The sequence below is a fragment of the Mucilaginibacter gossypii genome (genome assembly GCF_900100945.1).
Lineage (GTDB): Bacteria > Bacteroidota > Bacteroidia > Sphingobacteriales > Sphingobacteriaceae > Mucilaginibacter > Mucilaginibacter gossypii.
Map to the genome: position 1 here is coordinate 25,330 of NZ_FNCG01000008.1, position 26,342 is coordinate 51,671.

General features: G+C 42.8%; 28 protein-coding genes. 12 read left to right on the top strand and 16 right to left on the bottom strand.

All coding sequences use genetic code 11. The annotated features are described in order from the left end of the window. Nucleotides 1-123: 123 nt before the first annotated feature. Nucleotides 124-981 (bottom strand): AraC family transcriptional regulator, encoded by an 858-nt coding sequence (locus BLS28_RS15745; RefSeq protein ID WP_091169147.1) that lies wholly within the window; start codon nt 979-981, stop codon nt 124-126. An 89-nt stretch (nt 982-1,070) separates the two neighbouring features. On the opposite strand from BLS28_RS15745, the gene BLS28_RS15750 reads away from it, so the two are divergent. Then, nucleotides 1,071-2,078, top strand: a complete 1,008-nt coding sequence (locus tag BLS28_RS15750) for a zinc-dependent alcohol dehydrogenase family protein (protein ID WP_218134435.1) — start codon at nt 1,071-1,073, stop codon at nt 2,076-2,078. Between the two features lie 50 nt (nt 2,079-2,128). Here BLS28_RS15750 and BLS28_RS15755 read toward each other — a convergent pair whose 3' ends face one another. The 10 genes from BLS28_RS15755 to BLS28_RS15800 all read right to left on the bottom strand — a co-directional run bounded on the left by BLS28_RS15755 (nt 2,129) and on the right by BLS28_RS15800 (nt 9,321). Further along, a complete protein-coding gene (locus tag BLS28_RS15755; RefSeq protein WP_091169149.1) occupies nt 2,129-2,593 on the bottom strand; it encodes a hypothetical protein in 465 nt (154 codons plus the stop codon). 51 nt (nt 2,594-2,644) lie between these two features. Next, nucleotides 2,645-3,343, bottom strand: a complete 699-nt coding sequence (locus BLS28_RS15760; protein WP_091169150.1) for a hypothetical protein — start codon at nt 3,341-3,343, stop codon at nt 2,645-2,647. 60 nt (nt 3,344-3,403) lie between these two features. Then, nucleotides 3,404-3,784 (bottom strand): VOC family protein, encoded by a 381-nt coding sequence (locus BLS28_RS15765; RefSeq protein ID WP_176844483.1) that lies wholly within the window; start codon nt 3,782-3,784, stop codon nt 3,404-3,406. A gap of 60 nt (nt 3,785-3,844) precedes the next feature. Continuing rightward, the gene (locus BLS28_RS15770; RefSeq protein ID WP_091169153.1) at nt 3,845-4,486 is read right to left on the bottom strand and encodes a helix-turn-helix domain-containing protein; all 642 of its coding nucleotides are present in this window, start codon (nt 4,484-4,486) and stop codon (nt 3,845-3,847) included. Continuing rightward, nucleotides 4,483-4,824, bottom strand: coding sequence for a DUF6597 domain-containing transcriptional factor (locus BLS28_RS15775; RefSeq protein WP_091169156.1), 342 nt, complete (start codon nt 4,822-4,824; stop codon nt 4,483-4,485). The genes BLS28_RS15770 and BLS28_RS15775 overlap by 4 nt, the downstream gene beginning before the upstream one ends. Before the next feature lie 127 nt (nt 4,825-4,951). Continuing rightward, nucleotides 4,952-5,254 carry a hypothetical protein gene (locus tag BLS28_RS15780; protein WP_091169160.1) on the bottom strand — a complete coding sequence of 101 codons (303 nt, stop codon included), beginning with the start codon at nt 5,252-5,254 and terminating at the stop codon, nt 4,952-4,954. Nucleotides 5,255-5,292: 38 nt separating this feature from the next. Then, on the bottom strand, nt 5,293-5,559 hold the full coding sequence (locus tag BLS28_RS15785; protein WP_091169163.1) for a Txe/YoeB family addiction module toxin: 267 nt from the start codon (nt 5,557-5,559) through the stop codon (nt 5,293-5,295). After that, on the bottom strand, nt 5,547-5,768 hold the full coding sequence (locus BLS28_RS15790; RefSeq protein WP_090532581.1) for a DUF2683 family protein: 222 nt from the start codon (nt 5,766-5,768) through the stop codon (nt 5,547-5,549). The genes BLS28_RS15785 and BLS28_RS15790 overlap by 13 nt, the downstream gene beginning before the upstream one ends. Nucleotides 5,769-5,885: 117 nt before the next feature. Next, nucleotides 5,886-7,703, bottom strand: a complete 1,818-nt coding sequence (locus tag BLS28_RS15795; protein ID WP_091169167.1) for a serine hydrolase domain-containing protein — start codon at nt 7,701-7,703, stop codon at nt 5,886-5,888. Beyond that, nucleotides 7,690-9,321, bottom strand: a complete 1,632-nt coding sequence (locus BLS28_RS15800; RefSeq protein WP_091169169.1) for an amidohydrolase — start codon at nt 9,319-9,321, stop codon at nt 7,690-7,692. The genes BLS28_RS15795 and BLS28_RS15800 overlap by 14 nt, the downstream gene beginning before the upstream one ends. A gap of 127 nt (nt 9,322-9,448) precedes the next feature. Here BLS28_RS15800 and mutL point away from each other — a divergent pair, with 127 nt between their 5' ends. The 5 genes from mutL (at nt 9,449) to cysS (ending at nt 15,622) form a co-directional block, all read left to right on the top strand. Further along, the gene (gene mutL, locus BLS28_RS15805) at nt 9,449-11,308 is read left to right on the top strand and encodes a DNA mismatch repair endonuclease MutL (RefSeq protein ID WP_091169172.1); all 1,860 of its coding nucleotides are present in this window, start codon (nt 9,449-9,451) and stop codon (nt 11,306-11,308) included. Nucleotides 11,309-11,326: 18 nt separating this feature from the next. Next, complete coding sequence (locus tag BLS28_RS15810) at nt 11,327-12,052, top strand: rhomboid family intramembrane serine protease (RefSeq protein ID WP_091169174.1); 726 nt, start codon at nt 11,327-11,329, stop codon at nt 12,050-12,052. A gap of 33 nt (nt 12,053-12,085) precedes the next feature. After that, a complete protein-coding gene (locus BLS28_RS15815; protein WP_091169178.1) occupies nt 12,086-12,958 on the top strand; it encodes a rhomboid family protein in 873 nt (290 codons plus the stop codon). Then, on the top strand, nt 12,959-14,068 hold the full coding sequence (locus BLS28_RS15820; protein ID WP_091169182.1) for an endonuclease/exonuclease/phosphatase family protein: 1,110 nt from the start codon (nt 12,959-12,961) through the stop codon (nt 14,066-14,068). It abuts the gene before it with no gap. Between the two features lie 87 nt (nt 14,069-14,155). Beyond that, nucleotides 14,156-15,622, top strand: coding sequence for a cysteine--tRNA ligase (cysS, locus tag BLS28_RS15825; RefSeq protein ID WP_091169185.1), 1,467 nt, complete (start codon nt 14,156-14,158; stop codon nt 15,620-15,622). A 15-nt stretch (nt 15,623-15,637) separates the two neighbouring features. Here cysS and BLS28_RS15830 read toward each other — a convergent pair whose 3' ends face one another. Then, entirely contained in the window at nt 15,638-16,312 is a 675-nt protein-coding gene (locus BLS28_RS15830) for a hypothetical protein (protein ID WP_091169189.1), read from the bottom strand. 277 nt (nt 16,313-16,589) lie between these two features. Between BLS28_RS15830 and BLS28_RS15835 the strand changes: the two genes are divergently transcribed. Continuing rightward, on the top strand, nt 16,590-17,453 hold the full coding sequence (locus BLS28_RS15835) for a Cif family virulence factor (RefSeq protein WP_091169192.1): 864 nt from the start codon (nt 16,590-16,592) through the stop codon (nt 17,451-17,453). 130 nt (nt 17,454-17,583) lie between these two features. Here the strand turns inward: BLS28_RS15835 and BLS28_RS15840 are convergent, their stop codons facing one another. Together BLS28_RS15840 and BLS28_RS15845 are read right to left on the bottom strand one after the other, a co-directional pair. Further along, the gene (locus tag BLS28_RS15840) at nt 17,584-18,546 is read right to left on the bottom strand and encodes an AAA family ATPase (RefSeq protein ID WP_091169195.1); all 963 of its coding nucleotides are present in this window, start codon (nt 18,544-18,546) and stop codon (nt 17,584-17,586) included. A 4-nt stretch (nt 18,547-18,550) separates the two neighbouring features. Beyond that, complete coding sequence (locus BLS28_RS15845) at nt 18,551-20,020, bottom strand: peptidylprolyl isomerase (RefSeq protein ID WP_091169198.1); 1,470 nt, start codon at nt 20,018-20,020, stop codon at nt 18,551-18,553. A 178-nt stretch (nt 20,021-20,198) separates the two neighbouring features. Here BLS28_RS15845 and BLS28_RS15850 point away from each other — a divergent pair, with 178 nt between their 5' ends. The 4 genes from BLS28_RS15850 (at nt 20,199) to BLS28_RS15860 (ending at nt 22,277) form a co-directional block, all read left to right on the top strand. Beyond that, nucleotides 20,199-20,792 carry a hypothetical protein gene (locus BLS28_RS15850; RefSeq protein WP_143020784.1) on the top strand — a complete coding sequence of 198 codons (594 nt, stop codon included), beginning with the start codon at nt 20,199-20,201 and terminating at the stop codon, nt 20,790-20,792. Between the two features lie 22 nt (nt 20,793-20,814). Beyond that, nucleotides 20,815-21,399: a non-canonical purine NTP diphosphatase gene (locus tag BLS28_RS15855; RefSeq protein WP_091169204.1), complete on the top strand. Its 585-nt coding sequence runs from the start codon at nt 20,815-20,817 to the stop codon at nt 21,397-21,399. Between the two features lie 177 nt (nt 21,400-21,576). Continuing rightward, a complete protein-coding gene (locus BLS28_RS30855) occupies nt 21,577-21,744 on the top strand; it encodes a hypothetical protein (RefSeq protein ID WP_167516291.1) in 168 nt (55 codons plus the stop codon). Nucleotides 21,745-21,794: 50 nt separating this feature from the next. Further along, a complete protein-coding gene (locus tag BLS28_RS15860; protein ID WP_091169207.1) occupies nt 21,795-22,277 on the top strand; it encodes a hypothetical protein in 483 nt (160 codons plus the stop codon). A 151-nt stretch (nt 22,278-22,428) separates the two neighbouring features. Here BLS28_RS15860 and BLS28_RS15865 read toward each other — a convergent pair whose 3' ends face one another. Next, the gene (locus BLS28_RS15865; RefSeq protein ID WP_091169211.1) at nt 22,429-23,562 is read right to left on the bottom strand and encodes a lactonase family protein; all 1,134 of its coding nucleotides are present in this window, start codon (nt 23,560-23,562) and stop codon (nt 22,429-22,431) included. 161 nt (nt 23,563-23,723) lie between these two features. Beyond that, entirely contained in the window at nt 23,724-25,145 is a 1,422-nt protein-coding gene (locus BLS28_RS15870) for a pseudouridine synthase (protein WP_091169214.1), read from the bottom strand. A 246-nt stretch (nt 25,146-25,391) separates the two neighbouring features. On the opposite strand from BLS28_RS15870, the gene BLS28_RS15875 reads away from it, so the two are divergent. After that, complete coding sequence (locus tag BLS28_RS15875) at nt 25,392-26,162, top strand: lytic transglycosylase domain-containing protein (protein ID WP_091169708.1); 771 nt, start codon at nt 25,392-25,394, stop codon at nt 26,160-26,162. Nucleotides 26,163-26,342 lie beyond the last annotated feature (180 nt).

The window sequence follows — 26,342 nt, forward strand, 5'->3', positions numbered from 1 at the left end:
AAAAGCAAATTATTTTGAAATTTTTGAAGATATTTTAATCAAATTTTCAATTCATGGTGATTTTTAAAATATAATTCTTGTGTTTGTCGGGTCGTTAATGTAAAAATGACCGCCTTTAACGTATTAAACAAGGGCATTCAATTCTCCTCCCGCTTTCCTAAAATCCGAAGGGTTCATACTTCTGTATTTTTTAAAAATGCGGTTCAGGTGGCTTTCATCATTAAAACCAAGCTCGTTGGCAATTTCAACCATACGCATGTTGCTGTGCAGTAAACGGTTCTCAATCAGCTTCAGTTTGTAATTGATGATATACTGCTGCATACTTTCGCCGGTATGTTTTTTAAAATACTGGCCAAGGTAGTTTTCAGAGATTCCCGCTTTATCGGCTATGACTTTAGCTTTTAGTTTTTCGGGGAAGTAGATGTTGGCCTGGATGTATTGCAGGATATCAAGCGTTTTTTCTTCGGTGTTCTCACTAACTTCATCGGGCATGCTCATAGCCACATTACGGGCGGCGATTACTATAACCGTATTGATATATTGCTGCAGGAGCGCTTTACTGTAAAGCCCTTTTTTTTCTTTTTCACTGATGATGGCCTGCATAATGGGTTTTACAACGGCTTTGTCTTCATCGGTTTTTAATATGCATCCCGGTGCCTGGCCTGCGTTTTTTAGCAGAAAATTGAGATGCTCGGCTGTTTCGCTGCTAAGGCCGCGATCTTTAATGTAAAGTGGGTTGAAACGGATAAACAGGAACTGTGTTTCGGTTAGTATCTCAAAATAATGTGAATCATTAGGTGTAAGTAAAAACAGGTGACCGGGTTTATAGGTAAACTTGCTTTTGTTTATGCACTGCTTTCCGGTGCCGCTTATGATATAAATAAACTCGAAAAAGCTGTGTGAGTGTTCGCTGCGGGGACAGGCGCTGAGTGGTTCGCGCAAAACAACTTCAAAAGGCTGGTATAAATTATCTTTTACCATAGTGTAAATGTACAAATGTTACGAGGGATTGTACAAGGAATATGGCTGCCTCCTTGTATAATTTTGTATTGTAATTAAACAACAACACAATGGAAACTCAAAATACAACAATGCAGGCCCTTATCGCTCCTGAAGCAAATGCGCCTTTCACAATAACCGCAGTTGACCGCCCAATTGCCTCCAAAGGCCAGGTACTGGTGCGTATTATAGCCAGCGGCGTCAGCGTATTGGACAATAAGATCCGTACCGGTAAAGGGGGGCATGCCAGGCAGCCCTTACCTGCAATTTTAGGGATGGACTTTGCCGGCATAGTTGAAGCAGTTGGTGCTGATGTAAATACTTTTAAACCTGGCGATGAAGTGTATGGCCTTGCAGGTGGTATTGGTGGGCTACAGGGTACTTACTCGGAATATGCTGCCTTTGATGCAGACCTGCTTGCTATTAAAACATCTCACTTAAGTTTCAGACAGGCGGCTTCGATGCCGCTTAACTTTATCACTGCCTGGGAGGGCCTTGTAGACAGGGCAAATGTACATGAGGGACAAAAAGTGCTGGTACATGGTGGTGCCGGAGGCGTTGGCCATTTAGCGGTTCAGGTAGCGAAAGCCTTTGGTGCGGACGTATATGCTACCGGCAGCGCGGCCCAACAGCAATATATTGAAAGCATTGGCGCTACTTTTATCGATTACCGCGCCACAACAGTTGACGAATATGTGAACAATTATACTAACGGCGAAGGGTTTGACATTGTATATGATACCCTGGGCGGAGCCACTTTAGATGCATCATTTAATGCGGTACGTTATTATACCGGTCATGTGGTAAGCTGCCTGGGTTGGGGTGAGCATAAGCTGGCGCCCTTATCATTCAGGGGAGCTACATATTCCGGAGTGTTTACTTTGATGCCGATGCTCACCGGTAGAGGGCGCAAACATCATGGTGAAATTATGCAGGAGGCTACAAAGCTTGTTGAAGCCGGCAAAATTGTTCCGCTGGTAGATGAGCGTACATTTACATTGGCTACGGCCAATCAAGCCCACGAGATATTAGAGAATGGTAAGGCGAACGGTAAGTTGGTGATTGATGTTGCTGAGTGAGGTGGTTCGCCCTTAAATAAGATGACCGCTCAGTTTTCAAAGCCCGGTATTTAAAACGGCCTGAATAACGGGCGGCTGATCAGCGGCGAAAACGACCAGGGGATGGAACTTAAAATAACCAGCAGGGCAATGGTTAGCCAAATGGCCGTGGTTTTAAATTTGTCCTTATCAAGTGTTTTTCGTTTGGCTTTTGATGAGGCAATGGTAATCAGCGTAATGCCGATCAGCATCATGGTAACGTGCTCCATGCCAAAAAACCTGATCTGCCGCTCGTGCACCGCCTCTTTAAAATGGCTGATGAAATAATTGGCTATCGGGCTGATGAAATACAGCCAGAGCCCAATAGTTAGCTGGATATGGGCAATGTTGGTGGTAATAACCCGTAAGCGGTCGTCAAATTTTGAATAACTTTTGTTAGTAAGCCATCCGCTGTAGGCGCGATAAAGGGCAAAAAGCAAGCTGGCCAAAACAAACCAGCGCGTAAGGGAGTGTAATGCTAAAATAAAAGCGTACATATATTATATGTATGACGATCGGCAAAGGAAAAGATTTTATCCGAAATAAAATTATTTCGATGCCGATCCCCTTATATAAATTTCACCGGGTTTATCAGTTGAGTGCCTTCCGGCAATAGGGCCTTTGCGGGCTTCAGGCACCAGCATCCATATATTGATCGTTACATCTGGCGACCCATCTTTATTCTTTTTCCAGGTTAGGTTTATTTCGTTGATGTCCTGCGCCGAAATGAGCATACTTTCATCGTCAACAAAATAGCCGTCAACAGCAAATCTCACTTTACCACTTACTCCAAATCTCCTTTTTATATCGTCACAGGTATTTGTTTCAATTTTCACTCCTTTTTTAAGGGTTATCGTTATTATACCAAACCTGCTTAGGTTGGCAAGGTTTGCCGGAGCGTCCTTTTCTTTAAAAATTGTCAACCAGGCAACATCATTTGGATTTATATGGCCGAGACCGGCAATGATTTTGAAGTTAACAATGATTGATGGCTGCCATTCCTTTGCATCAGGTAAATGCCTGTATAAGGAATCGCCGGGAGACTTGGGTTGGTAGCTTTTATATGTAGTTGTGTCTTTAAACGAGGGGCTTTGATTGGGGTTTAACAAAGCTTTGCCGGTATCTGGCTTTGCCTGCAAAGGTTGAGCTGATTTGCTTTGCGGCGGTGGCGTTTGAGGTAGGGCTGCCTGGGCAAAAGCGGTAATTCCATAAAATAAACACACTAAAACAGCCAAGAGATTTTTCATGTTGTGATTTTACGGATAAGATGCAGGCGCTGTGTAATTTCCATAAATTATTCAAATTATTTATAACGGGTTAGTAATCCACCATGTATTTCCGAACGGATCTTTTACCCCTGCACTCCTGCCGTATGGTTGATCGGCCGGCGGCATAATGCTTTCGGCTCCGCTATCAATGGCCTTCTGGTAAGTTTCGTCACAGTTTTCTACATATACAAACATACCTGCATTTTGCTGTTGATATGTATCGGTACAATCGGCAAACATGATGGTGCTGCCATTGATGTTAACCTCGGCGTGCATAATGGTGTGTTCATCGCGCATGGTTTTAAACTGTTCAGTCGCACCAAAAACCTTTTGGGTAAACCCGATAAACTGAGCGCCGTTTTTAACAATGAGATAAGGCATAACAGCCTGGTAATTTTCGGGAATGTTTATTGTTGCCATAATTTGTTTTTTTCTCAAAATTAGCTGTCCCCCTGTTCTCAAAATTGTAAAAACCGGACATTATGTGTTCCGGTATTCAGTTCCCTCAGCCTTGCCTGAAAAATAAAAGCCCGGATGATAGCCAGTAAACTCCTTCACGTCATGAATAAAGTGCGATTGGTCATAATACCCGCATTCCAGCGCTATCTGCGTTAATGTTTTATCCGTATTGTATTGCCTTAACGCATCCTGGAGGCGCGTGAGCCGCATATAGGTTTTGGGGCTAAAGCCCGCGGACTCCTTAAATCTACGGTCAAACTGCCGTGCCGATAAATTATAGGCATCAGCCAGTTGAGCAACCGTTCTGTATTGTTTATTATGGATCACATTCCTGATCGCTACCGCTATGCGATCGTCTTTTAACACATTTTGACGTAACCGGGCTATTAAAAATGCAGACAGGATCTCTGCCCGTTTATAGTTATTTCCGGCTAACATGATTTGCTCTTCCAGCTCCCGGCCGGGCCGGCTTAAAAATGTGTCGAAATCAAATGCGAGGTTACTGGTTTGGCTGCTGGGGATATTAAAAAAATAAGGCACGGCAAAAGGATAAATATAGGCGCCAAAAATGCCAAAGCTTTCGGTTGTTATAAACCTGCGGTATTGTGTAGTTTGAAATTGAATGCCTGATAAGCTTGGGCTTTGCTCATTCTTCTCCTTCAATTCATTAAACGACGAACGGTAGTGAAATACCAATTCGGCACAGGCATCAGCAACAGAACGATAAAATAGGCGCCAAAAATGCCAAAGCTTTCGGTTGTTATAAACCTGCGGTATTGTGTAGTTTGAAATTGAATGCCTGATAAGCTTGGGCTTTGCTCATTCTTCTCCTTCAATTCATTAAACGACGAACGGTAGTGAAATACCAATTCGGCACAGGCATCAGCAACAGAACGATAAATATATGACGAATGATCCGGCGCCAGCTCATGCTCCAAAACCCAGTAAAATCTTACATAAGGTTTAAGCTCGGCCGGTGGCTGGATAGTGAAATAGCGCATCGTTCTGATTTGGGATTTCGGATGTTCGATTTCGGGATTAAATAAATTTAGGATTTTTATTTAAAAGAAAACCATCCGCCAGTTTAGTTATTATTCCTTCACTATTTGAAAAATGTTCAATCCGTCCTCAATCACCTATAATTATAAAACCCTCCTGAACCTCTTTAAAACGAGCGAGCACCCGGCTTAATATTGCACGCTTACTCAGAATACTATTGTTTAATGTTAACAAAAATCTCTGAATCAGTGATATCATAAGCCAGATATGATTTGCATATATCCGCGTTGTCCCATAAGGATCAATTGTTACCCCTGTTGTCTTTTTTAAACTGGACAATACCGGCTCTAAAGTTTCAATGTCCGTTTCATCTAACTCAAATAGTTTTTGACTGAGGTGGATATCATTTATATCATAAAAATCCAGAGGCATTTTATTTCAGGATAACTTTTCTCCCAAGATGTGGGATATTATTTCGTATAATGAAACCTAAGTGAGTAAACAGTTACAATATGGTCTTCTACTTTGTAAACAATACGATGTTCCTGGTTAATGCGTCTTGACCATGCACCCGAAAGGTTGTGTTTTAGTGCTTCAGGTTTACCTATACCTTTGAACGGATCAATTTGTATTGCCTGGATCAATTGACGAATCCGTTTAAGGATAATGATATTTCCGCTCTTCTTCCAGTATTCGAGATCAGTCAGCGCTTCGTCAGTAAAATTTATAGTTTCCATATATCATCAAGGTTAAGTTTGGTGACTTTACCTTGATGCTCTTGCTCAATTGATTTTTGCAGATGCTGAGCATTTGCTTCTGAAGAAAGCAAGTAAGCAGTATCATCCGTTATTTCACTCGTTTTATAATCAACATGCAGGGCATCCAAAAAAATCCGGATTGCAGTTTCCTGATCTGCATCTGCAGGATGTATGGTTAATGTTGTCATATATCAAATATACCCGTTTTTATTTCAACCGTCAAATCTGTCTAAAATACAACCCGATACAGCCCCTGCAAATAATGAGGCAAATCCGAAATCAAAATCCCTAATTCCGAAATTCTCTTACAACCCTTTCGTTATCGCTTCGTAAACCACATCCTGGATCCTCGGCCTGATATTAAGGCTGCCCAATTTACTGGCCACCGAGGGGTTCACCCTGTTTGACAGGAATACATATACCAGGTTATATTTAGGATCAACCCAGATACAGGTGCCTGTAAAACCGGTATGTCCAAAAGCCTGATCTGACGCCAGTTTTGAAGGATAGTGTCTTTCGGCTATCGGGTCCCAGCGGTCAAAACCCAGTCCGCGGCGGCTCACCGGCGATTGTTTGGAGGTGAACAGGTCAACAACCTCCGGCTTAAAATATTGGGCACCGCCATAACTCCCCTTGTTTAAAACCATCTGGTATAATATGGCCACATCATTGGCACTGCCAAATAAACCGGCATGCCCGGCAACGCCACCCAAAAGCGCTGCTGTTGGGTCATGTACATATCCATCCAGTAATGACATGCGGTACTCCTTATCATTTTCGGTAGGGATTATCCTGTCGGGCGTAAAGCGGTATAAGGGTAAGAAGCCTGCAGTTTGCATTCCCAGCGGAGTATAAAAATGCTGCTGTACATAAATGTTGAGCGGCACAGCAGTAATGTTTTCAACAACCTCCTGCATAAATAGCATGCTTACATCACTATATACGTACTGCCCCCTTGTTTTCAGCGGCGAATTCAGCATATCGGGCAGCATTACATCTTTATAATAGTCTTTGCGCAGGTAATAATGATCAGATACTTTTGTGGGGTAAGCAGCAGACGAATCGGTACTGTGATCAGTTGGCTTTACCTTTTCAAATGACTGGATATCGGGGATCAGGCCCGCCTGGTGCAACAGCACTTCGCGGATCCGGATGTCGTTTTTATTGCTTTTACGGGCAAGAGGGATATAATCGCCAAGAGTTTTCTCCAGGCTTAGTTTACCCTGGTCGGTAAGCTGCATGGTTTCCATAGTAGTTGCCGATACTTTGGTCATAGAAGCAAGGTCAAAAATATCGGTCAGCTTGTCTGGGATCACATTATCATAGGTGTGATAACCGTAAGCTTTATTAAATATCACCTTACCATCTTTAGCAACCAATACCACACAGCCGGGAGTGGCATGCTCGCGAATGGCTTCCTGCGCTATTTTATCAATACCCTGCAGGTTCGCTGCATTGATGCCGGCCTCTTCCGGTACGGTGTACTGAAGACGGGTTTTATCGGTAATAAAACCCATCCCGGTTTTATACACAGCGCTATAGTTTTTTGTTAATTTTTGCGAAATGCCTATGCCTCCAAATATGGCCTCGGCACTGTACATGGCCGATACTTGAGATACCCGCTCTGTCCAAACTATCGGGGCGGTAACCACATCAAGCTTGCTTAGTACTGAGCCGTTTCCAAAGGCAGCGACAATTACATTCTTATTTTTTTGGTTAGAGCTGATAAAGTCGATCAAATCCGGGTTACCCAGATCGGCATCATTTACCTGTACTATGATAGTGTTGTAAAACTTCAGATCGGAGGTAAGGTTGGCCAGCGTTTTATTACCTGAATAGGCTGCGCCATCAAACAGATCAACCTTGTTATATTTATTTAACAGGCTGTCAAAAACAGTAGCATACTGGTTACTAAAATGCACACTGGCAATTTTCAAATCCTCCAGCTTTTGCAGGGGGACTAAATAAGAGGCATTGTTAAGCAGCACGGTTGAGCTCCCAACCAATCTTTCTTCGGCAATGAAGGCCTGCCCTGTTAATGGCGGGTTTTGCGCGCAAGCGGTATTAAATAATGCAAACCCTAATAGTACTAAAGGAACACGGCCCCATTTATTTTTTATCATATACTTTAACTCCGTTTATATAGGTTTGGGTCACTTTGGTTGCCGGGATCTCGCTGCCTTTTACTTTCATAATATCTTTATCCAGTATCACAAAGTCGGCGTATTTACCGGGTTCAATGCTGCCTTTTTCTTTTTCTTCAAAATTGGCTTTGGCTGCCCAAATGGTCATTCCCTTTAATGCTTCAATCCGGGTCAGGGCGTTTTCAGGTTGAAAACCACCTTCCGGGAAACCTTTCAAATCTTTGCGCTCAACCGCTGCATAGAACGTATAAAGCGGATTAATGTTCTCAACCGGGAAATCGGTACCCAAAGGGATCCAGCCGTTTTGCTTTAACAATTGTTTATAGGCATAAGCTGTTTTAAGCCGTTCGGGGCCCAGTCTTTTACCGGCCCAGTACATATCCGATGTCGCGTGCGTAGGCTGTACCGATGGGACAATACTGTATTGGCCAAACATGTCCAGGTCTTGCGGCGATACTATCTGCGCATGCTCGATACGCCACCTCAGGTCGTTTTTGCCTTTTAAATTAGCCGCATAAATCTTAAGCATTACCCGCACTGCCGAATCGCCAATGGCATGGGTACACATCTGGAAACCGCGGGCCGCTATTTTTGGAGCTATTTCTTCAAAATGCTTTGGGTTACTCAACAAAAAGCCGCTCCATTTGGCCGAGTCGGCATAGGGTTTTAGCAGGCAGGCCCCTCTTGAACCGAGGGCACCATCGGCATAAACTTTAAAAGCCCTTACATTTAAACGGGGCGTTTTAATAATTCCCTTCTTAAACAGGTAGTCATAATTCTCCTGTCGGTCGGCCAGCATCACATACAGGCGCATTTTCAGGTCGCCTTTATTTTGCAGCTCGGCAATGGTGTTTACCATGGTATAAGGTAGCCCGCAATCATCAACTGTAGTTAAGCCAGCGGCAAAACAATTTTTCTGTGCCGATAGCAAGGCTGTATCTATAATAGCAGCCGTAGGTTCAGGGATTTTACGGGTAACTATACCTACCGCGTTGTCAACCAAAATACCGGTAAGTTTCCCGTTACTGGTTTCTATTTCGCCGCCATTAATGGTTTGCCCCGGTTTAACACCGGCAATGTTCAGTGCGGCCTGGTTAGCTATTGCGGCGTGCCCGTCTACACGGCTAAGGATCACCGGCCTCATCGGGAACAGCGAATCCAGCTTTGCCTTATCGGGGAAATGTTTATTTGTCCAGTCGTTTTGGTCCCAGCCATTACCAATGATCCAGCCATCGGTATTACGTTCGGAATAAGCTTTTACCGAGTCAATAATTTCGGGCCAGCTATGGGTGCCTACCAGGTTTACTTCCTGCAGGCCCATACCATATTCATAAAAATGGGCGTGGGCGTCAATAAAGCCGGGATAAACCGCGGCGCCTTGCGCGTCAACTACTTCGCGGGCGTTGTATTTTTGTTCAAGGGAATCGGCATTGCCTACTGCAAGTATCTTTCCTCCGCTTACTACAAATGCGCTTGCTGTTGTAAAATTGCTATCTACGGTGTAAACAACCGCGTTTTTTACCAGCATATCGGCATTGTATTCCTTTTGTTTGCAGGCTGCTGCCAGTAATAGCAGCGCGGGCAATAGTCTCTTCATAAAGTAATTGTATGTTTATTGTAATTGTATTAAACCACAAAAGTATATACAACTATCAAATCATAAAGTTATGCCTTCAAATATTTAATTTAGCATCGAAATAGAAATTGGAGGGAATTTTTTTTAGATGTCAGACATTATTCAGCTTTTACCGGATGCCGTTGCCAACCAGATTGCCGCGGGCGAAGTAGTTCAGCGACCGGCTTCTGCGGTAAAGGAATTGGTTGAAAACGCTATTGACGCAGGTGCGGATAAGATACAGCTTATTATTAAAGATGCCGGTAAATCACTGATCCAGGTTATTGATAATGGCTGCGGCATGAGCCTTACCGACGCCCGCATGTGCTTTGAGCGTCATGCAACTTCAAAAATACGCAAGGCCGAAGATCTGTTCGCTATTCGTACCATGGGTTTCAGGGGCGAGGCCATGGCATCTATAGCGGCTATTGCCCAGGTAGAGCTGAAAACCCGCCGCCATGAAGACGAACTGGGCAGTTGTATAACTATTGAAGGCTCCGAAGTAATAAGCCAGGAACCATGTGCTGCCAACGCGGGCACATCGATATCCATAAAAAACCTGTTTTATAATACCCCTGCCCGCCGTAATTTTTTAAAGAGCAACCCGGTAGAGATGCGCCATATTATTGACGAGTTTCAACGGGTGGCCTTGGCACATCCCGAAATTTTTTTCACCCTTCACCATGATAGCCAGGAAGTTTATCATTTGCCGGGCACCACACTTAAACAAAGAATAGTACACCTGTTTGGCAATAATTATAACCAGCGGCTGGTACCTGTTGAAGAAGATACAACCATTATTAAGCTGCGTGGATTTGTAGGGAAGCCCGAGTTTGCGCGCAAAACCCGTGGCGAACAGTTCTTTTTTGTAAACAATCGCTTCATCCGCGATTCGTACCTTAATCATGCTGTAACTACGGCGTTTGAAGAGCTATTGCCCGATGATTGTTTTCCGTTTTATGTGTTGTTCATCGATATCGACCCTTCAAAAATTGATATCAACGTACACCCAACCAAAACCGAGATCAAATACCAGGATGAAAAGGCTATTTATGCCATAATCCGGTCGGCAGTGAAGCGGTCATTGGGCAGATATAATATTACGCCCAGCCTGGATTTTGACCAGGAAAACAGTATCGAGCACCTGATAACCCCCAAGCCGTTTGAGGAGATCATCGCCCCTACTATTTCCTTTAATCCAAACTTTAACCCCTTTGCCGATAAAGCAGAAAAACCCAGGCAGGAGCATCCATTTTTAAGAGAGAGCGGGGGTTATAAAAAAGACCCTATTCCACAAAACTGGGATACTTTGTATGAGATCAGCAAAAAGGAAACCCTTTTTCAGCACGAGATCCACGAGGAAAAAACCATAGCGGTTGATGAGCAGGATGTAAGTAAACCAAGCGAGCGGCAACTGTTCCAGATCCATAACCGGTTTATTCTGTCGCAAATAAAATCGGGCTTTATGCTCATTAACCAGCAGGCCGCGCATGAGCGTATTTTGTACGAACGCTTTTTACAGCAGCTGCAAAATCATTCGGGGATGAGCCAGCAAAGCTTATTTCCGCAGTCGGTAACACTAAACGGTGCCGATTTTGAGTTATTGAAAGAGCTTTTGCCTGATATCCGGTCGCTGGGTTTTGATATCCGCGAATTTGGAAAAAACACCGTGGTCGTGGAGGGGATCCCGGCCGAACTGAACAACGTTGGCGAGCATGAGCTTTTAGAACATTTACTGGAAGGTTTTAAAAACAATATGGCCATCCTTAAATTAGATAAACGGGATAACCTGGCCCGGTCACTGGCCCGTAACGGCGCTATTAAATCAGGAACCAAGCTATCCCTGGAGGAAATGAACCAGCTTATCGACCAGCTTTTTGCCTGTGAATCACCTAACCAGGCATTGAATGGTAAGCCCGTAATCAGTACCTTTACGATGAACGAATTAATGGAACGATTTGAAAAATAGCCCCAGGCTAAATTATATATGAACGGATACAATCAATCGCCTTTTGCTAACCTTACACCTGTTGTTAAAAACCTGTTGATTATAAATATAATATGCTTTTTGCCATTTGTATTGTTTGGGCAATTTTATGAGGCCAAAATAGTACCATTGTTAGGCGGCTTTTATTTTAATTCGCCTTATTTCAAGCTATGGCAAATCATTACTTACATGTTCCTGCACGGGGGGTGGGGCCATATTTTCTTCAACATGTTTGCCTTGTTTTCTTTTGGCCCTATTGTAGAATATGCTATCGGCTCAAAAAAGTTTTTTAACCTCTATTTTTTATGCGGAATAGGGGCAATACTGTTTCAAATTGCGGTACAGGCCATAGAGGTGCATGGTATAACCGGCAGCTTTACCATTGCCCATCCCTCACTTCAGTCATCATATGCAGAATATGGCGAAAATGCTGAAAAACTTATTGATATTTATGCGACACCGATTGTGGGGGCATCGGGAGCAATATTTGGTTTGCTGATTGCTTTTGGCATGCTGTTCCCAAATCTTGAACTGATGATATTGTTTATACCTGTGCCTATCAAGGCAAAATATATCATTCCTGTATATGTAGTGATAGAATTATTTTTAGGGGTAAAGCAATTTTCCGGAGATTCGGTGGCGCATTTTGCACACCTTGGCGGTGCGCTTATCGGGTTTTTATTAGTTAAAATTTGGCGATTACAACGGCCAAACAATTTTTATTAATAACAGTAGTTATCTTTGTAATACAGCTTTATTATGAGCACCCTTTGGCAAAATATCCACTACAAAATGCTGCGCTCCGGCAATAGGCTGAACCTGCTTATCGGCATTAATGTGATTGTTTTTTTAGCTATCAGGATACCGGCAGTAGTTGAACAATTGCTGACTCATTTTGATAACAGCTCCATTTTATTTTACGCCAATAAGTATCTGAATATGCCGGCGTACCTGCCCGATTTGCTGAAGCGTTTTTGGACGCCTTTAACCTATATGTTCATGCATGCAGGTATACTTCATATCCTGTTCAATATGCTTTGGCTTTATTGGATGGGGCAGATATTTGAAGAGTACCTTGGTAATAAACGTACTATAGGTTTATACTTAATGGGCGGCCTGGCCGGTGCTTTGTTATACCTGCTGGCCTTAAACCTGCTGCCTGCATTTACCAGTGCTAACGCTGCACAGAACAGTACTATTGTTGGTGCATCGGCCAGTGTTATGGCTATTGTTGTGGCAACAGCCACACTGTTGCCCAACTACACCATATCATTAATTTTATTTGGGCCGGTAAAATTAAAATGGCTGGTATTTGTAATCCTGGTTATTGATTTTTTGGGTATAGTTGGTGCAAACGCGGGCGGCGAAATTGCACACCTGGGTGGTGCTTTAATGGGGTTTGTGTATATTAAGCAATTACAAAAAGGCCATGATTGGGTGGGCGGAATAGCCGGGCTGTTTAAACGGAAACCCAGGTTAAAAGTGGTTTCAAATAATATGGGCAAAAACGCATCCGACTACCCGCGCCAGGAAGAAGTTGACCGTATTTTAGACAAAATATCGCAATCGGGCTATAATAGCTTAAGCAAACAGGAGCGGGAAATTTTATCGCGTGCAAGCAAACAGGAATAAATGATAAAAAAAAAGCAAAGTATTTTTAGCAGGGTGTTGTTATGGATAAACCTGTTTTTCTGTTTTGCTTTACTAATAGGATATTTAGCCCCCTCGGTTGATCCGCGCAAGTATTGGTTATTCGCTTTCTTCGGCCTTGCCTATCCTCCTATACTGCTGGTTAATATAATCATGATGCTGTATTGGCTGCTGCGCAAGCGCTGGCAGTTTTTATTTTCGCTGGTCAGTATTTTAATTGGCTGGGGAGTACTTAATAACAATATCGGGTTCAGATTTAAATCAAGTTTTTCGTTGCCCCCCGGGCTCAACGTTGTACATGTCATGACGTACAACGTGCATAACTTTAAACATTTTGGCTTCAATAACGATATATCAACCAAGCATGAAATCCTGGAGATCATCAATAATGAGCAGCCGGATGTGATAGGGTTCCAGGAGTTTTATACCCGAAATAAAGGGCAGTATGAAACACGCGATTCGATCAACAAAATATTAGGCAGCAATAACTTTTACTTTGAACCCTTTAGTTTTAACAGCCGCGAAGCCATTGGCATGGCTATCTTTTCGAAATTCCCTATTCTATCAAGAGGGATGATCCGCCTTGCGGCCGACAGAACATCTGGCAACCAGTGCTTATATGCTGATATAAAAAAGGGGGATAAAATTTTCAGGTATTATAATATCCACCTGCAATCCATCAATTTTGACCCCGATGATTATAAATATATCGACAGCGTATCAAAAAAAGGAAAAACCGACATTAAATCAACCAAGCGCCTGGGGAGCAAGCTTAAAATAGCTTTTATGAAAAGGGCCGAGCAGGTTTTTAAAGTAAAGGCGCATGCTGCCCAATGTCCATATCCTTATATTATAGCCGGTGATTTTAATGATACCCCATCGTCATTCGCGGTTAACCAAATGGCCAAAGGCTTAAACAATTCATTCCGCGAAAAGGGATCAGGCTTAGGGCGCACATATAACGGCGACTTTCCCAATTACCAGATAGATTACATTATGAGCAGCCCGCAATTCTCAGTTTTCAACTACAAGGTGATCGAGAAAAAACTTTCAGACCATTATCCTTTACGCAGCGATCTCGTACTGAATTAACATAGGTCATTGCTCTTCGTTTGTAAAAATAAACCTGAAAGCCGGCAGGCAGTAACTTAAAATTGAAAAAATCGTAAGTTTGCGCTCATGCAACAAAATTTGTTTGTTTACAACACTTTAACCCGTAAAAAAGAATTATTTAAGCCCATTAACACGCCGCATGTTGGCATGTATGTTTGCGGGCCTACTGTTTATAGTGATGTTCACTTAGGCAACTGCCGTACTTATATATCTTTCGACCTTATGTTCAGGTACCTTACAGCTATTGGCTACAAGGTGCGCTACGTGCGTAATGTGACCGATGCGGGCCACCTTGAAGGTGATGCCGGCGACGAGGGTGAAGACAAAATTGCAAAAAAGGCCAAGCTTGCACAGCTTGAGCCAATGGAGATAGTGCAAAAATACACCGTTGGCTTCAGGGATGTGATGAGGATCCTAAACAACCTGCCGCCAAGCATTGAGCCCACAGCTACCGGCCATATTATTGAGCAGATAGAAATGGTGAAGGAAATACTTGCCAGGGGCTATGCTTACGAGGTAGATGGTACCATTTATTTTGATGTTGAAAAATATAACAAAAGCCAGGATTATGGCATATTAAGCGGCCGTAATCTCGAAGATCTTTTAAATAATACCCGCACACTTGGCGGTCAGCAGGAAAAACATGGTAAGCTTGATTTTGCCCTGTGGATAAAAGCCAAACCCGAACACCTGATGAAATGGCCTTCGCCATGGGGTGTGGGCTTTCCGGGCTGGCACCTGGAATGCTCGGCCATGAGCCAGAAATACCTGGGCAGCCACTTTGACATTCATGGCGGCGGGATTGATCTTGTGCCAACGCACCATACCAATGAAATTGCCCAAAACGTAGCTTGCTGCGGTACCAACCCGGCTAATTACTGGGTGCATACCAATATGCTTACGGTAAACGGCCAAAAAATGTCGAAATCATTAGGTAACAGCTTTCTGCCGCATGAACTGTTCAGCGGTGAAAATTCGATACTAAATAAAGGCTACAGCCCCATGACGGTAAGGTTTTTCATGCTGCAGGCCCATTACCGTAGTACGCTTGATTTTGGCAACGAGGCTATGGAGGCATCCGAAAAAGGGTTTAAACGCCTTATAAACGCCTTCACCCTGCTTACCGATGGATTAAAAGCCTCTGCCACTACCGAAGTTGAAATAGCACCATTAATGGAGCGTTGCTATGCGGCTATGAACGATGATTTTAACAGCCCGGTTTTAATAGCCGAGCTTTTTGAAGCATCGCGCATTATCAATTCGGTATATGATGGTAAATTGAAAATTGATGCCGCTAACCTTGAACAGTTAACCGCGCTTATGAATTTATTTGTGGTTGATGTACTGGGTTTACAAAATGAGCAGGCGGCTAATGACGATCTGCCAAAGGTGTTAAACTTTATTGTCGATCTGCGCAGCGGTGCTAAAGCCAATAAGGATTATGCCACGTCGGATAAGATCCGTGATGGTTTATCACAGATAGGTTTCCAGCTAAAAGATAGTAAAGAAGGTACCACCTGGAGCAAAGCCTGATAACAGGCCATGATTTTAAAGTGAGTTGTAGTAGCTGAATAATTTAGCTAAGGCAGCATCGCTTTTGAAATTAACTTTGTTGGTTTTGATATACTCCTGCATTTTATCGCCCTTGTCGCTCATTGCTGCGAGGATGGTTTTTTGCGACGGCCGGACCCGGGTCATTTGGTTATTGGCAAAAAGGTAATAGCTGTTGGCCGTCATGAAGGTTTTGGTGGTTACCTGCGAAGCAAAACCCGTTGACTCAAGTACTTTTTTCTTGTAATAACGGAGCAGTTTTACCCTTCCGTCTCCCACTACCTGGTAAAAAGTTTTTGGGGTTTGATCATCCACAGCCGGGAAGCCGCTGCTAAAGTTCATATCCGTTTGGTCACTTTCTTCAAGCGCAATGCCTTTTACTGAAAAACCCTTCACCGGGTCAACAAAGGCCTGTACCGATGAATCCCGGGGGCTCTTAAATAAAAGTTCATCCGCGTAAATATTATAGTTCAATATTGCATTAGCTGTTTTGCCGTTAACGAAATAAACAGTGCCATTCAGCCAGTTATCAGTAAGGAGGGCGCTGCCTTGTATGCCATCATTGGTTTTAAGATAATATGGACGGCCGGTATAGTCAGAAAGATATTGCGCTTTTGCCTTTACACACAGCAATAAAAGTACAAATACGCAGTATAGCTTATACTTTTTCATTAAAGCAATTTATATTGATTTAAACAAAAACAGGTTAATTGGGTTATGAAGTTAAGTGTTTTTTTATTCAACTTCATTATTAAGTAAATTTAAATATTTACGCGTATTTTATATGATCAAACCCGCGCTCTGCAATTATTTGCCCATATCTTCGTTTCAGGATAAAACAAAAATAATGCAATTGTTAAATTATGCTATGCTGTATAATGCATTTTGACTATTGCGTTTCCGACTTAAAATTTATTACTAAATTGCTCCCTAAAACCCGAATATAAATATGAAGAAAATAATATTAGCTGCTACATTTATTGGTTATAGTGCTTTTGCCCTGGCGCAGGACGCTGTTAATGTAAACAAGGTAGTTAGTGTTGAACAAGCTTTTGATAAGTTAGTTGAACGTAAAGGAATAAAAGATGGTTTCCTGGCAGTTGCCGATCCAGATGGCATCATATTTAAGCCCGATGTAGTAAAGATTGTTGATTTTTATAGTAAGATTGATAAACAGGCCGGCAAGCTTAGCTGGCAGCCCAAATTTGCCCGGATCTCGGCCAATGGCGACCTGGCTTTCACCGCGGGCCCCTATGTATATCAAAACGGCAAAACTGATGATGATAAGGTGTTTGGCGATTACGTATCTATCTGGCGTACTAACGCCGATGGTAAATTAAAGTTACTCATCGACCTTGGTATCCAGCATCCTGAAGCTGAGGAAGAAGTTGTTACCGATTTTAAAGAGCCCGACCCGGCGCACCGTTCAGGCCCAAGTAAGGATCCATTCGGCGCCAAAAATGTTATTATTGGTACCGATAAAACATTTAATCATGGGTTAACATTGTCGGCTATGGCCAGCTATAAGGAGTTTTTAAGCCCCGAAGGCCGCTATTATTTCCCCGGCTTTCCGCCAATGACGGGAACCGATGTGGTGATGAAATTTATCAATAACGAAGCCATCAGCATCACTGCCGAAACTACCGATGGTGGCCGCGCCGCGAGTAATGACCTTGCTTATACCTATGGTCACGCCCGCATTACCAAAGGCAATGTTGTAGGCAACTACAATTATGTAAGGGTTTGGGAAATTGACAAAACAAAAAAATGGAATATCCTTCTTGAGATTTTCTCACCTATTGAGAATGAATAACCATTGTCTGAATCAGAATTTGCAGAATTTTAAAATTAACAGAATAAAAAAGGCCTTGTAAACTAAATTACAGGGCCTTTCTTTTGACATTCTAAAAATTCTTTAATTCTGCAAATTCTGATTCAGACAATCAAAACAACTGCTCAATAATATCAGCTGCTGATAAGCCTTCGGCTTCTGCATGATAGCTGCGCACTATACGGTGGCTTAAAATAGGTTTGGCCACTGCCTGTACATCTTCAATATCGGGCGAGTATTTACCGTTAAGTACCGCGTGGCATTTAGCACCTAATACTAAAAATTGCGATGCCCTTGGTCCTGCGCCCCAGCTTAGCAAACGGTTAATTTGTGGTGTGGCAAACTCGCTGTTTGGACGGGTTTTGGACACCAGTTTCACCGCGTACTCCATCACATTATCGGTAACCGGAATATTGCGCACCAGTTGCTGAAAATAGATGATCTGCTGGGCATTTAATATTTTATTTACTTCTGCTTTATTAGTACTGGTGGTGTTTTTAACAACCAGCAGTTCCTCTTTAAATGAAGGATAGCTGAGCGCTACGTTAAACATAAACCTGTCCAGCTGTGCTTCGGGCAGTGGATAAGTACCTTCCTGCTCAATAGGGTTTTGGGTAGCCAATACAAAAAAGGGCTGTGCAAGTTTGTGTGTTACGCCTGCTGCGGTAACCGCTTTTTCCTGCATGGCCTCAAGCAGGGCTGCCTGCGTTTTTGGCGGTGTACGGTTTATCTCATCGGCCAGGATAATGTTTGAAAAAACCGGGCCGTGGATAAATTTAAAATTGCGGTCCTCACCTAATATTTCAGAGCCAATGATGTCTGAAGGCATCAGGTCGGGCGTAAACTGGATCCTTTTAAAGTCAAGGTCAAGCACCTGCGATACCGTTTGCACCAGCAGGGTTTTTGCAAGCCCGGGCACACCAACCAATAAACAATGCCCGTTACTGAAAATAGAGATCAGCACAAATTTTATCACTTCATCTTGGCCTACTATTACTTTACCTATTTCGGCACGTATTTGCTGGTAGGCCTGTTTTAAAGCGTTTGCGGCTTCTACATCAGAGCTGTGTTGCATAAAATTATTTAGATGATGATTTGGTTTTGGTCTCCGGGATTACGGGCGATGGATTGGTATTTACCCATTTCTTCAACACATCATACGCCTGATATTCTTTATCAATTTTAATGAAAGTTTCCTTGCGCCGTTTTTCGAACCATTGAGATACCGTTCTGTTAACCTTATCATTATAGGCATACTCCTTAAGTTTAGGGAAATCCTGCTCTAAATTAGCTTTATGGGCATTTGTGGCCGATTTAAGCATCAATATTTTGTAGCTCTTTTTACCATCGGCGCCGGTAAACAGATCGGGTTTTGAAATGCTGCCGATTTTCATCGTATCGGTAATAAGCGCCACTTTAGGATCAAGTTTATCAGTAGGGATAAATGTTGAACGGCTTTGTACGTCTTCGGCATTGAGCATCATACCACCGTTGTATTTAGTGTCTTTATTGTCTGAGTAATAGGCTGCGGCGCTTGAAAAATCGACACCTACATTTTTGTCTTTTATAAGTAAGTTGTAAATACTATCGGCTTTTGCTTTCGCCCTATCCAAACTGGCCTGCGTAACAATGGGTGTAATGAGAATATGCCTTACGTGAACCTGTTCGCCGCGGCGCTCAATCACCTGTAAAAAGTGGAACCCAAAATCCGTTTCAAACACCGGGGAAATTTCACCGGCTTTTAACTTGAAGGCGTTTGCGGTAAATTCCTTCACAAAAGTAGTACGGTCGGCAAAACCAAGGTCGCCTCCTTCGGGCGCAGAACCCGGATCCTGCGAATAAAGCCTGGCCAGTGTACCAAAGTCTTCGCCTTTTTTTACACGCTGCCTTAACTCTTCGGCCTTAGCTTTATAAAGGTCTTTTTCTTCTTTTGTTAACTTAGGCTGAAAAACAATCTCACCAACTTCAACTTCTTTATTAAATGAAGGCAAGCTGTCCTTAGGGATTCCATCGTAATATTTTTTAACATCCTGAGGGGTAACATTCAGCTTCTCGGTAATGTGCTGCTGCATTTTTTGAGCAACCATCTGCTCTTTCAGGTCGGGCCTGATCTCATCTTTGTACTGGATAACCGAACGGCCTAAAAATGCTTCCAGTTTTTCCTGCCCGCCCGCGCGCTGCGTCATTTCACGCATACGGCGGTCAACGTTGGCATCAACATCTTCTTCCTTTACTTCAATACTATCAATTGCGGCTTGCTGGGCAAGCAGTTTTTGGGTTAACAAAGTTTGTAAAATACGGGCTTTAACGGATGGATCAGGTTGGTTTCCCTGCACCAGGAAGTTAGCGTACGACAGTTCAATGTCTGATAGCAGTATCGGGCTGTTACCAACTACCGCTGCAATTTTATCAAGCGTTTTGCCGGATGTGGGGGCAATAACCGAATCGGCTTTAACCAGTTTTTTTGCTGCTGTATCTGATGCTACCTGTGCCTTTGCAAATGTTATTGTTAAAATAAAACTTAGTACTAATACTCCTAACTTTCTCATGTAACGCTGTTATACTAAATAAAACGGGATAGTTAACCCGTTAAAAACTACGAATTTCGGTAAAATTTATTAATTATAACCGAACAAATATTTTCTGCAAAACCAACCGGCTATAATTGTGCTAATATGCCTATAAAGCTTGAAACCGTTTAACTACTTTTGGTTAAAATTTGTTAAAGTGAAAGTTGAGAACCCCGCCGCGTTTCGTTTTTTGTTAGAGGATGAACTTTACCTGCTCAATGCAGATAAACTGTTATATGATAAAATTACTGAATCCGAACTTCCTGCGGCAGTACCACTATCTCCTGTAACTGAAAATGCCAAACCGGCGCCGGTAACCATTGTTCCATCTTTAACTCCTGAACCTCAGGTAGTAATAAAAACGCCGGTTGATGAATTTAAGTATTTGGGTAAAAACTTAAAGAACTTTTTGGTGCTAACATGGTATAAAAATGCCGGGTTTATAATGGCCGAACATTTAACCGCCCTTGAAAACATCTTGAAGCGTAAAGAACTTAACCCCGACGACGTGGCGATATTCAATCTGGCAAATTACAGTGAAACCAAATTCAGTCAGTTAAAAACATTTTTTAAACCAACCAAGGTACTTGTTTTGGGCGGGGATGCTCTGCCACAGGACATAAAGGTGCTTAAACCTAATAAACCGGTAACCTCAAACGGGATCACTGTGCTTTACAGTTATTCATTTGATGAAATGATGGATAATGTGGATTACAAAAAAACCTTTTGGGAGTTGGTTAAAACATTATAAATAAAACACGCCAATAAGATATATGCAGCAATTAGTTTTTGCTACCAATAACCGCCATAAGCTTGATGAGGTTTCGGCCAAGCTCAATGGCGCTATCCAATTACTAACCCTGAACGATATTGGTTGTCATGATGATATTGAGGAAACAGGTACAACTTTTAAAGCTAATGCTTCCATCAAAAGTCACCATGTGTATGCCGAATATAAGCTTAACTGCTTTGGCGATGACAGCGGGCTGGAAATTGACGCCCTGAACGGAGAGCCGGGCGTATACTCGGCCAGGTATGCTGGCGCCCATGGCAATCATGCAGCAAACATCAGTAAAGTGCTCGATAATTTGAAAGGCGAAACTAACCGTAAAGCTCGCTTTCGCACGGTAATTTCATTGATATGGAACGGCGAGGAGTATTTTTTTGAAGGCACTGTTGAAGGTAGCATCCGGCAGGAGTTAAGCGGGAGCGGCGGTTTTGGTTACGACCCCATTTTTGAGCCCGAAGGATACGACATTACCTTTGCCGAGATGAGCATGGAAGAAAAAAATGCCATCAGTCACCGGGCAAAAGCTATGGAACGCTTGATCGCTTTTTTAAATAAAGCCGGTGAATGACCGCTTTAAAGCATCAGCCTCAATTTTAAGCTTAGCACTTTACCATACGGAAGTTTACCGGTTGTGAGGGTTTTTTTCTGTTTGGTAAAACGTTAAACTAAGCTTATTCGATATTCGTGGCATAAACGAAACCTTGCCGGCATATCCCCCGTAAAATAGAGCTATAAGGAATAACCTATGAACATTATTAAGCAAATCGGTAAAATTTTATCGGAAAGGGATACTAACCCTAAGTTTATTAATAGCCTTAAAAAAGTGCGGGAAGCCGACCAGATTGCCGAATCAATCAGTAAAAGGCTAATTGAATTAGAAAAACGCGCCCGCCAGCAAGCGGTGAATTTATAATTACATACTTTGGCAGGATTTATGCTATTTATGCATAAAAATATACTGTCATGAAAAAGTTAATTCAGACCTCAATCGCAATCTTTTCACTTGTTTTGGTCATTTCGGCCTGCTCGTCAACCAAAAGCACAACTACGTCTAATGTATCGCGCGGTAAATTTGTTGGTACCTGGACCTGCAATAATGTAAGTTATGACGGCCTTGTACAAAATGCAGTACAGAGCGTATTTGATCAGGCTCCACCCGAAGCCTTTGTTGGCAGCACATGGAAGCTCACCAACAGCGGTAATGGTATCTACACTTTAACCAACGGAACATCGCAAACCATTTTCTGGTCGGTTTATAACGGTGGTACAACCGGTACCCAATTCCAGTTCAAAAAACTTTATGAAGGGGATAAAGCCAAAAACGTATCAGAAGGATATCGTTTGGATATTGCCAGTAACGATGGCTCAACCATGACCCTGAAATCGCCCGTTACTGTAGGCAACAGTACCGGATATATAGTTTATTCGTTTACTAAAAACCCTTAATTGAGGATAAATGTAAAAGGCGAAAGGTTAAAGGTTTCCTTTCCAGCTGATAAAACGAAAAAGGCGAAGTTCGGAATATCTCAAACTTCGCCTTTTTCATTTTCAGCGCGAGGCCAAACCTTTCACCTTTTACCTTTATCCTTTCACCTTCTTACTCGGCTGGTGCAAATTTTAAGCATACCGGGTTGCCAATATCAACTCTGATACCTGTTTGGGCAAGTTTGCCGGTGTTTTGATCTATTTTGAATACCCACATGTTATCGCTGTTCTGGTTAGCTACTATCAGGAAATTACCTGTTGGGTCGATAGCAAAATCGCGTGGGTTTTTGCCATAGGTGGACTGGCGCGCTACAAAAGTAAGCAAACCTGTTTCCTGGTTAACAGCATAAATATTGATCTCGTTGGTTTCCAAACGGTTTGAAGCATACAGAAAACGGCCATCGGGCGACAGGTGGATAGCTGCACCTGCAGTTTGGCCGGTAAAGCCATCTGGCAGCATGGTAATGGATTGTTTTTGTTTTAGCTTACCATTATTGTAATCAAACGCAATTACGTTCGATCCCATTTCGGTTACCAGGTAAACAGTCTTTTTATCGGCCGAAAATTCCAGGTGCCTTGGGCCTTCTCCTGCGGTAACACTTACAAAGGCTGGTGTAGCGGGTACAATACGGGGCTCTTTTGAAGGACGGTAGCGGTAAACATTTATTTTATCGGTGCCAAGGTCATTATACAATACATATTTTTCATCGGGTGTAAGGACCGCCATATGCGCGTGAGCAGATTCCTGCCTTTCCTTGTTTATGCTATGGCCATCATCATGTACCGTTTGAATTCCGTTAGCTATAGAACCATCTTTATTTAAAGGCATTACCGCAACGTTGCCGCTTGAGTAGTTAGCTATGATCAGGTTCTTTTGTGCTTTATCAACAGAGATGTGACATGGATCGGCGCCCAGTGTTGATTGCTTGTTGATAAAAGTCATTTTGCCTGTTTTGGGCTCAAATGAAAATGCGCTCACCTCGCCTTTAGGCAGTTCGTTAACCGCGTAAATAAATTTATTATTGGCGCTTAACGTTAAATACGACGGATTATTTACGCCATCAATTTCACTGAGATAAGCCAGTTTGCCGGTTTCGGCATAAAAACGGTATACCACAATACCTTTACTTTTGCCGGTGGTATAAGTACCAACCACCAGGTCGAAAGTTTTAGGCCCTGTTTTTTTATTTTGTGCAAATGTTAGCGCCGGTGAAAGCATAGCTATGATCAAAAGAAATTTCTTCATGGGTGATTATATAAGGTCTATTTAATTAATTCACAAATAGCAAAAATACTGACAATCATATAGCTTTAAGCTTTATGTATTCAGCTTAGCCTTACAATTATTGCTGTGCAAGATAACAAAATAGACAAAAAAAATGCCCCGCTGTTTAACGGGGCGTTTTATTATTTCATCAGGTGTTTTAACTGGATCACCTCTTTTTCATCAAGGTAACGCCAGCGGCCACGCGGAAGATCCTTTTTGGTAAGGTTTGCATAAACCACCCTGTCCAGTTTTACCACTTCGTAGCCCAGGTGCTCAAACATACGGCGCACAATACGGTTTTTGCCGCTGTGGATCTGGATCCCAACTTCACGTTTTGATCCACCGGCTACATATGATACCGCGTCGGGCTTAATTACGCCATCTTCCAGCTCAAGGCCGAAAGTTAATTTATTCAGGTCGCCCTGGGTTAAGCTTTTGCTCAGTTCAACCTGGTATAATTTAGTAATGCTGTTACGCGGGTGCGATAGCTTATCGGCCAAATCACCATCGTTGGTCATTAATAATAAACCGGTGGTGTTACGGTCAAGACGGCCAACGGGGTAAATACGCTCGCGGCTTGCCTTTTCAACCAGGTGCATTACGGTACGGCGCTCCTGCGGATCATCTGTAGTTGTGATATAATCCTTTGGCTTATTTAACAATACATAAACCATTTTCTCGCGTTTCAGCGTTTCGCCGTTATATTTAATAGTATCCTTAAACGGATCAACTTTGGTACCTAATTCTGTTACCACTTCGCCGTTTACAGAAACTACGCCCGCGGTAATCAGTTCATCGGCCTTACGGCGTGAACAAATACCCGCGTTTGATATGTAACGGTTCAGGCGGATCAGCCCATCGTCTTCTGATTTTTTAGCTGGAGAATTTTTACGCCCGCGCATGGTTTTAGGGGCATCCTGTTGGTTTTCCCTGTCATGCGGTCTATGTGCCGGTCTTTCGCCAAATGGTGATTTCTCTTTAAAACCGCCTTCGCGTTTTTTGAAGCCGCCCTCGGTTCCTCTTGGTGCAAATTTACGTTCGCCCCCTGCATCACCGCCAAAGCTTCTTTTAGGCTTGCCCTCAAAGCTGGCTGATGAACGGGTACGTGGAGATGAGTAAGGTTTCTTTTCGCCTTGTGATTCGCCGCCAAAGCTTCTTTTCGGCCTGTCGTTATCGCCGGTTGTTGGCCTGCCGCTGTAAGGTTTACGCGGGCCGCCACTAAATGACTTCCTTTCGCCTGCGCTGTCGCCGCCAAAATTTCTTTTTGGCCTGTCGTCGCTGTCGGAAGCAGGCCTGCCAGAGTAAGGCCTTGGCTTAGCGCCTGATCTTTTAGCGCCAGATGATTCCCCGCCCCTAAAATTGCTTTTGGGCTTATCGTCACTGAACCTGTTGCTTTGGAATGTTTTTTCCGGTCTGGAAAGTATTTTTTTCTCTCCGTTTGGAGTAGCTTTACCTTTTGGGGTTGATGCTGATTTTTTTGGTCGGTCGTCGGATCTTGAACTCCTTGATGACGACTTTCCGGGTTTGTCGTCGCGACTACCTGCTGGTCTCTTAAATACCATAATTTTTTGTTTAGCGCTTTCGCAGCGTGAGGGTCAAAGTTACGCTTTTTTGCCAATTTTTATCTAAAAAGATCAAAAAAATATCCTCTTGCAAAATCGCCGTTTAAACGGTTTTAAACACCGTTTTTGAACCAAAAACCAACTCTAAAAAAGTTAGCAAAACGGTAAGTATTTGATTATGTGATCTGTATAACCTACCTTTGCAGCACATTCTACCAAATGTATAGTTAAATGATAGGAAAAGAAATGATTAAAAAACACTTACTTACGTGCTCCGTAACACTGGTGCTGGTTCTCATTTCAGAGCTTAATATTTTCGGTACAACGATCATCGAAAAGGCTGCAAAAGTGGCAACTTTAAGCACCCGAACCTCAGATTTTATTTTTCTCAAAAGCTCAAAGGCAGTTGCTTACAACTTTGCCAATGAGGCTTTACCAGTTAATGACGCAAGGGTTACGCGTAAACTCAACAAATCGCTCAGGCAGCATGACTTTAAAAGTGTGCAGAGCAATGTATTGCACAGGAAAGCCGAGCTATGGTTTCCGATCATCGAGCCCATTTTAAAGTTTTACGGTATCCCGGAAGATTTTAAGTACATCCCTTTGGTTGAGTCGGGCCTAAAATCGGGCACATCACCAAAAGGAGCGTCGGGTTTTTGGCAATTTATGCCGGGTACTGCACGTACCTACGGACTTAGAGTAGGCCATGGTGTTGATGAGCGGAAAAACCTTCGCAAATCAACTATTGCAGCCTGCAAGTATATCAAAGAACTATACGATGAATTTAACAGCTGGACACTGGCGGCTGCCGCTTACAACAATGGCTCGATCAAATTAGCGCGCGCCATTAACAGGCAAAATGAAGATAACTACTTCCGCATGAAGCTGAACCGCGAAACCGGTTCATATGTTTACAAGCTAATTGCCATGAAAGCTATTATCGAGCAGCCAAAAGAGCACGGGTATGATAATTATTTTTATATCCCGCCTGCATCACAGTTGTTAGCGATTAATTAATGACAGGTAATCATACTGTAAATTAATTAAAAGATTACATTACGGAGCACTTTGAGGCCGGTCATCCACAGTGGATGATCGGCCTTTTTTGCTTATATTTGTAGCAAACTGTTGATGGTTTAAGCCAAAAATTTTAGGAAAGCAGCGTTTTGTAAAAAACTGGTAACTATAATAATTAGC

What these genes read in the sequence shown, in the direction of transcription:
- BLS28_RS30855 (WP_167516291.1), top strand. Translation starts at nt 21,577, where the DNA reads ATGAACATTATTAAGCAAATCGGTAAAATTTTATCGGAAAGGGATACT.
- BLS28_RS15840 (WP_091169195.1), bottom strand. Translation starts at nt 18,546, where the DNA reads ATGCAACACAGCTCTGATGTAGAAGCCGCAAACGCTTTAAAACAGGCC.
- BLS28_RS15855 (WP_091169204.1), top strand. Translation starts at nt 20,815, where the DNA reads ATGCAGCAATTAGTTTTTGCTACCAATAACCGCCATAAGCTTGATGAG.
- BLS28_RS15765 (WP_176844483.1), bottom strand. Translation starts at nt 3,784, where the DNA reads ATGGCAACAATAAACATTCCCGAAAATTACCAGGCTGTTATGCCTTAT.
- BLS28_RS15760 (WP_091169150.1), bottom strand. Translation starts at nt 3,343, where the DNA reads ATGAAAAATCTCTTGGCTGTTTTAGTGTGTTTATTTTATGGAATTACC.
- BLS28_RS15810 (WP_091169174.1), top strand. Translation starts at nt 11,327, where the DNA reads ATGAACGGATACAATCAATCGCCTTTTGCTAACCTTACACCTGTTGTT.
- BLS28_RS15870 (WP_091169214.1), bottom strand. Translation starts at nt 25,145, where the DNA reads ATGGTATTTAAGAGACCAGCAGGTAGTCGCGACGACAAACCCGGAAAG.
- BLS28_RS15815 (WP_091169178.1), top strand. Translation starts at nt 12,086, where the DNA reads ATGAGCACCCTTTGGCAAAATATCCACTACAAAATGCTGCGCTCCGGC.
- BLS28_RS15800 (WP_091169169.1), bottom strand. Translation starts at nt 9,321, where the DNA reads ATGAAGAGACTATTGCCCGCGCTGCTATTACTGGCAGCAGCCTGCAAA.
- BLS28_RS15860 (WP_091169207.1), top strand. Translation starts at nt 21,795, where the DNA reads ATGAAAAAGTTAATTCAGACCTCAATCGCAATCTTTTCACTTGTTTTG.
- BLS28_RS15875 (WP_091169708.1), top strand. Translation starts at nt 25,392, where the DNA reads ATGATTAAAAAACACTTACTTACGTGCTCCGTAACACTGGTGCTGGTT.
- BLS28_RS15820 (WP_091169182.1), top strand. Translation starts at nt 12,959, where the DNA reads ATGATAAAAAAAAAGCAAAGTATTTTTAGCAGGGTGTTGTTATGGATA.
- BLS28_RS15795 (WP_091169167.1), bottom strand. Translation starts at nt 7,703, where the DNA reads ATGATAAAAAATAAATGGGGCCGTGTTCCTTTAGTACTATTAGGGTTT.
- BLS28_RS15775 (WP_091169156.1), bottom strand. Translation starts at nt 4,824, where the DNA reads ATGCGCTATTTCACTATCCAGCCACCGGCCGAGCTTAAACCTTATGTA.
- BLS28_RS15745 (WP_091169147.1), bottom strand. Translation starts at nt 981, where the DNA reads ATGGTAAAAGATAATTTATACCAGCCTTTTGAAGTTGTTTTGCGCGAA.
- BLS28_RS15790 (WP_090532581.1), bottom strand. Translation starts at nt 5,768, where the DNA reads ATGACAACATTAACCATACATCCTGCAGATGCAGATCAGGAAACTGCA.
- BLS28_RS15835 (WP_091169192.1), top strand. Translation starts at nt 16,590, where the DNA reads ATGAAGAAAATAATATTAGCTGCTACATTTATTGGTTATAGTGCTTTT.
- cysS (WP_091169185.1), top strand. Translation starts at nt 14,156, where the DNA reads ATGCAACAAAATTTGTTTGTTTACAACACTTTAACCCGTAAAAAAGAA.
- BLS28_RS15780 (WP_091169160.1), bottom strand. Translation starts at nt 5,254, where the DNA reads ATGCCTCTGGATTTTTATGATATAAATGATATCCACCTCAGTCAAAAA.
- BLS28_RS15830 (WP_091169189.1), bottom strand. Translation starts at nt 16,312, where the DNA reads ATGAAAAAGTATAAGCTATACTGCGTATTTGTACTTTTATTGCTGTGT.
- BLS28_RS15845 (WP_091169198.1), bottom strand. Translation starts at nt 20,020, where the DNA reads ATGAGAAAGTTAGGAGTATTAGTACTAAGTTTTATTTTAACAATAACA.
- BLS28_RS15865 (WP_091169211.1), bottom strand. Translation starts at nt 23,562, where the DNA reads ATGAAGAAATTTCTTTTGATCATAGCTATGCTTTCACCGGCGCTAACA.
- BLS28_RS15755 (WP_091169149.1), bottom strand. Translation starts at nt 2,593, where the DNA reads ATGTACGCTTTTATTTTAGCATTACACTCCCTTACGCGCTGGTTTGTT.
- mutL (WP_091169172.1), top strand. Translation starts at nt 9,449, where the DNA reads ATGTCAGACATTATTCAGCTTTTACCGGATGCCGTTGCCAACCAGATT.
- BLS28_RS15750 (WP_218134435.1), top strand. Translation starts at nt 1,071, where the DNA reads ATGGAAACTCAAAATACAACAATGCAGGCCCTTATCGCTCCTGAAGCA.
- BLS28_RS15785 (WP_091169163.1), bottom strand. Translation starts at nt 5,559, where the DNA reads ATGGAAACTATAAATTTTACTGACGAAGCGCTGACTGATCTCGAATAC.